Consider the following 5,765-nt stretch of genomic DNA (forward strand, 5'->3'; position numbering starts at 1 on the left):
CAGCCGACCACCCGACGGACATCAACCGGGCATCCACAGCGCCTTGATCAACATTTAGCGAAAGACCGAGGCTAGCAGAATTTGCGCCACCGTGACTTCTGCGGATCAGCAGTGACAAGAGCCAGGTGGCCGGAGACCGTCACGCCCCGGTCTGTGGGAGCCGGGAGGTCAGACGCCTCCCGGCCACCCGACCAATGTCGTCTGCTGAGTAGTTCCTCCAGCTGCGGCCCGGGTTTCCTACGTCAACGCCGCCGAGTCAAGGACCTCGGCCGCGTCGGCTGGCAGCCGCCAGGCGCCGGGGTGTGCTGATGCTGTGCGGCCGTCGCTCACGCGTCCTCGACCGGGATCTCGACAAGCAAGGTGGTCCCTTTGCCGACTGGGCTCACGATCTCCAGGCGGCCCCCGAAAGTCTCGACGCGGTCCTGCAACCCGATGAGTCCGGACCCCTTGCCGAGGTCCGCTCCCCCGATCCCGTCGTCCTGCGCCGAGATGTGCAAGATCCCGGCTTCCGCGTTGACGTCGACACGCACCAGGGACGCTCGGGCGTGCTTCGCGACGTTGGCGAGCGCTTCCGACACGACGTAGTACGCGGCCACCTCGACCCGCTCAGGCAATCGCCGGTCGATGTTCAGGTTGAGCTCGACGGGTACCGCACTACGGCGGGCGAGCGTCTTCAGCGCCGGGCCGAGCCCTCCCTTGGACACGATCGCCGGATGGATACCCCGCGCAATCTCCCGTAGGTCTTCGAAGACGCCGGCCAGGCCCTCTGCCGTGTGCGCCAACAACTGCTCGGCCGTCTTGGGTTCGCCTGGCAGTGAATCCTGCGCCATGCGCAACTCCAGACCAAGCGAAACGAGACGTTGCTGGGCGCCGTCGTGCAGATCGCGTTCGAACCGGCGGCGGGCATCGTCGGCTGCAGCGACGATTCGGGCGCGGGACGCCGTCAGTTGTGTACGGCTCTCGGCAGTGGCGATCGCCGTTGCGACGAGTTCCACGAAGTCGGCCAGGCGGTCCTCAGCCTCGGGCGGTATGGGTTCGGCCTTCGAGGACCCGACGAGAGCCGCACCCCACAAACGCCCCTCGACGACGACCGGAACGCCAACCGACGATCGAATACCCAGCCCACGTATAACCTCAGCGGCGGGGCCTGCAGCATCGTCATAGCTGTCCATCCGGGCCGCGCATCCGGTGCGCAACACCGCTCCGCCGACATTGTCGCCGTCGAGCGGGTAGTGCAAGTCGACCAGCAACTCGCCGCGTAGTTTGTTGTAGCCCGAGACACGGCTGGCCGTCCCGTCGGGCTCGTAGCGGATCAGCGCCGTGCTGTCGACGTTCAGCAGCCGGCCAAGCTCCGTTCTCACAGCGTCGAACACCTCGGTCGGTGGGGCCCCGCCTGCAGCCAGCGTTGCCACTCGCCGTAACGCGACATGTTGCTCTAGAAGCGCACTGAGCTCTTCACGACTTGCGTTCAGCGAGTCGGCGATCGACTCCCGGTCGAGCGCCGCGCGGAGCAACGCCTCCAGGCAGGGCACCACCCGCTGCCGCAGCTGCGCCAGCGTGTGCTCAGGCACATCAGCGCGGACCAGCAACGTACCCAGGTGTGTCACACCATCGCGAAGCGGGAACGCGGCGCGGCGCTCGCCCGCGGCGGCCACCCCGAGCTCGATCGCCGCAGACGGCAACGCGAAGACCTCCGCGAGCCGCTGCGCCGCTGTGCCCAGCACCGAGCGCACATCGCCGGCGCCCAGCATGAGATTGGGTAAGTCAACTGCGAGGGCGCGTTCCCGACGGCGTTCAGACGCCGCGACGGCACGCGACCGGGCCAGGGCTGCCACGGAGCTGATCAGCAGCCCGGCACCGATGAAGAACGCGAACTCCTCCAGATTCTGACGCTCTGCGATGGCCGGCTTTCTAGGTGGCCAGATGTGGAAGTAGCTGAGGGTGAACGCACTGGCCACCGACGTCAGCACCCCAAGGCGGGCACCCCACACGGTCGAGACCACGAGCACGCCGACCAGGTGGGCCGCGTCCTTGACGGCCGGACGAGTGGCTGCCTCGAGCGGATACAGCGCCAGCGCCTCCGCCACGGCGAACGACGCGGCAACCACCATCCCGAGCCCAAGGGACGGCGGCGGGCGCAACAGCAACGACAGCAGACGTGCGCGCATCTAGTTCCGCCCCGTCACATTGCCATGCGTGGAAGCCGCGCTAGCCCGAGCGGCAACCGGACAGGCGGCTACAACCACCATTAAACGGTACAGAACCGGGTAACTATTCGTTGAATATAACAAACACTCAATAATAGATAATACCATCTTGTATCCGGTATGAACGGCACGCACACCAGGTCCCGGCCAGACGGTGTCTGACCGGCGAACGCTCGCCTGATTACGCAGCTGGGATGGCGTGGCCTGGCGTGAGGTGCCGGTCATAAACCACAACCGCACCCCGGGCCCCAATACTTGCCCTCGCCCCTCCAGCGTGGACTTGGGCCCGGCTTCCGCCACATCTGAGCGGTTGGCCTGCTCGCGCAGATCACCACTGCCGGCACGGTCGCCTTCGTCGTGCTCGGCCTCCATGAGGTGGCGCGTTCGCGAAAGTCGACAGGGCCCGGTCGCTGACCGTCGTTCTTCGGTGCAGGACTGAGCGCCATAGCCGCCGGCAGCCTCATCACCGTCCCGGCCCTGCCGGGCGCTCGGCGAGTGTCCGGCTTGGCTCGCTCACCTGCGATGAGGATCAGGTTGTTGCGCGGCACACTGCCGCGGTTGCCCGGTTGCAATGCCACCAGGGCACGGACGGGAGGCCTGCTGGATCACGTCCGTCCGCCAGATGCCTCAACCGACGTCGATGCCGCCCCTGCCCGCCAACCGTGACCGGCATGATCACGACGAACTATGACTGATCGAACACTGAACTGGAGGTCCCGCTTCGTCGTAGTGCGTGCAGCCTGCAGGCAACGAGGTAAGCGGGCTTGATGGCACGTTCCGAAAAGAGGCTAACTTGGACTATTTATCCAAACCCGACTGGGCTCGCTATTCCAGCGAGCAAGCCTCAACCCAGGGCTATCACGCCGCCGACTACCCTACTGCCGTCGACGAGTCGGATGCCCCCTCCCTGGTCCGGCCCTATGTCGACCGTTTTGAGCCCCGACACCTTGCGCCTGATCGAGGCGGCTTGCCCGAATGGTCCGACTTGGTTACCTATGAGAGGCGATTCGCCCGGCCTGTCGACAGGGCTGCCAAGTGTCTGCACACGCTCGCTGGCAGGGACACCCGACGTCGCTGGTTGTGGGTACTTGTGCCGCTGGCGCTCGTTCTCGCCGTCGTTCTGGGATTCGGAGCGTCATTGAGCCCCGCATCCCAACCTCAGACCATGCCACTCGCTTCGTCATCGACGCCGTCGACAGTTGGTTCTCTGACGCCACGGTCGGACATCATCGCCGGGGCAACCGTGAGCCCGTCGGTCAGCGCCCCGAAGAACCACCCAACTGCCAGCGCGAGCCCCACGGCTGTGAGGACGCCGCTGTCCGAGCCGTCGTCACCGATAGCGACACCCGTCCCGCTCCCGGCTCGGCGCGGCGCGATCGTGGGCATCGCCGGCATGTGCCTCGACGTTGACGGAGCGGTGGGATTCGACGGGAACTTCGTGCAGATCTGGGTCTGCAACGGCACGCTGGCGCAGGAGTGGTTCGCGTCAGCCGGGGGAACCTTGCAGGTGGTGAACCGCTGCCTGCGCGTCATGAACGAGGCGACCAACGCAGACGCCAGGGTCGAAATTTGGGGATGTGACGGCAGCGCCGCACAACAGTGGCGGTTCGCCAACGGCGCGATCGTCAACCCGGCTACGGGGCTCTGTTTGAGCGGTCCTCGTGATGCCACGGCGCCGGGGACAAGATTGGTCGGGACGCACTGTCAATCGACCGCCGGTCAACGGTGGAACCCACCCCCGGTTGCCTGAGCCGTGTAGTGCTTGCAACCTGCGGATGGTCTTGGGAGGCACCTTCCCAGGGGACCAGCCGATCGAGGTTCCAAGCAGGGCCGCGCGCCGGCGGCTGTTGGGGAGATACGCCCGTGCTCGCCGTCGATCCCGAAGTCCCCACGCCAGCGGCCGTGCTGGTTTCCGACCACGGCGGGTGGATCGTTGATCGGCGGGATTGTGCGACGCATTGCCGCAAGTGCTTGTTGTGACGCGGCCAGATCGCCGCCGACGTCGACAGGGACGCTCGATGACCACCCTCTTGCCCGGGTCCTGACCTAATAACTGCCGAAGGCAAAGGCACCGACGGTCACCCGGGAGCTTCCTTCTGTGGTGGTGACTCGGTCCGTGACGCCTCGTCCTGACCATGGTCCGAAGAGTCCTTCATTGAGACCGGCGCACCCCCGGCCGGGTCACCACCATCTCTCTTGACCGAGGATGCTGCTCGTGGTTCGAGCCCGTCCGCATGGCCCATACCTCGCTGGTTGGAGAGCCTGGAGCGAGGTTTGGCGAAGGTATTCTGCGGCATCGACTGGGCCGAACAGCATCACGACGTCGCTCTGGTCGATGCGGAGAGCAGATTGGTGGCCAAGCGTCGCATCGCCGATTCCGCCGCGGGCATTGCCGAGCTCATCGCGATGCTCGCCGAGGCCGGCGACACCCAGGCAGATCCCATCCCAGTGGCGATCGAGACTCCCCGAGGGTTGCTGGTCGCGGCCCTGCGAGAGACCAGCCGCCGGGTCTACTCGATCAACCCGATGGCCGTCGCCCGCTACCGAGAACGGCACACCGTCTCGCGCAAGAAATCCGACCACGCCGACGCCATGGTCCTGGCCAACATCCTGCGCACCGACGCCCACGCCCACCGGCCTCTGCCAGCCGACACCGAACTCGCTCGAGCCATCGCGGTGCTCGCCCGCGCCGCTCAAGATGCTGTCTGGCGGAGGACCAAGGCCCTGCAAGAACTACGATCGCTGCTACGCGAGTACTACCCAGGCATGCTGGCTGCGTTCCAGCGCAGCGGAGCCACGAACCTCGCCACCAGCGAAGCACGCCACATCCTCGCGCTGGCCCCGCCGCCGGCGCCAAGCTCACCACAGCCCGCATCGCCGCCGCCCTGCGCAAGGCCGGCCGGCAACGCGGCATCGACCGGCTGACCGCAGAGATTCATGAAGCCCTTCGCCTGCCGCAGCTGCGACAGGCACCGCTCGTCGAAGACGCCATGGGCCGCCAAGCGCTCGCCCTGCTCGCCACGCTGAACGCCGAATGCGACAACGCAGACCAGCTCGGCCACGCTGCTGCCGAAGCGTTCACCCAGCACCCCGACTACGAGGTGATCACCAGCTTCCCAGGAATGGGCGATCTCAGCGGCGCCCGGCTCCTAGCCGAGATCGGCGATGACCGAGCCCGCTTCACCGACGCACGAGCACTCAAGGCATACGCCGGCTCCGCACCAGTGACCAGAGCCTCCGGCCGCAGCATCGCCATCACACGCCGCACCATCAAGAACGATCGCCTCAACACCATCGGCTTCCTCTGGGCCTTCGCGGCCATTCCACGCCCTGGCCCCAGCAAACAGCACTACGACAACCGCCGCGCCCACGGCGACCGCCACGCAGCCGCCCTGCGCCACCTGTTCAACCGCATGCTCGGACAGCTCCACCACTGCCTGCAAACCGGCCGAACCTACGACCCGATCAAGGCATTCGGCAATGCCGGTGAGCGTCGGCAGACAGCGGCTGACTCGAAAATGTTCAGTGAGTGGGCAGGCGGCAGCACCGGGGCGGAGC

At 66.5% G+C, this 5,765-nt stretch carries 3 protein-coding genes and 1 pseudogene; 2 read left to right on the forward strand and 2 right to left on the reverse strand.

The window, feature by feature from the left end:
- Positions 1-326 precede the first annotated feature (326 nt).
- Together ABZS66_RS60090 and ABZS66_RS60095 are read right to left on the reverse strand one after the other, a co-directional pair.
- Positions 327-2,168: a DUF4118 domain-containing protein gene (locus ABZS66_RS60090; protein ID WP_354773727.1), complete on the reverse strand. Its 1,842-nt coding sequence runs from the start codon at positions 2,166-2,168 to the stop codon at positions 327-329.
- Positions 2,169-3,365: 1,197 nt separating this feature from the next.
- Entirely contained in the window at positions 3,366-3,593 is a 228-nt protein-coding gene (locus tag ABZS66_RS60095) for a hypothetical protein (protein WP_354773729.1), read from the reverse strand.
- On the opposite strand from ABZS66_RS60095, the gene ABZS66_RS60100 reads away from it, so the two are divergent.
- On the forward strand, positions 3,586-3,957 hold the full coding sequence (locus ABZS66_RS60100) for an RICIN domain-containing protein (RefSeq protein WP_354773731.1): 372 nt from the start codon (positions 3,586-3,588) through the stop codon (positions 3,955-3,957). The genes ABZS66_RS60095 and ABZS66_RS60100 overlap by 8 nt on opposite strands.
- A 524-nt stretch (positions 3,958-4,481) precedes the next feature.
- A pseudogene (locus tag ABZS66_RS60105) lies at positions 4,482-5,683 on the forward strand (IS110 family transposase); the annotation flags it as partial.
- Positions 5,684-5,765: the final 82 nt, after the last annotated feature.

The sequence above is a fragment of the Dactylosporangium sp. NPDC005572 genome (assembly GCF_040605515.1).
GTDB lineage: Bacteria > Actinomycetota > Actinomycetes > Mycobacteriales > Micromonosporaceae > Dactylosporangium.

Coding starts and splice junctions, on each gene's coding strand:
- ABZS66_RS60090 (WP_354773727.1), bottom strand. CDS start 2,168: ATGCGCGCACGTCTGCTGTCGTTGCTGTTGCGCCCGCCGCCGTCCCTT.
- ABZS66_RS60095 (WP_354773729.1), bottom strand. CDS start 3,593: ATGCCCACGATCGCGCCGCGCCGAGCCGGGAGCGGGACGGGTGTCGCT.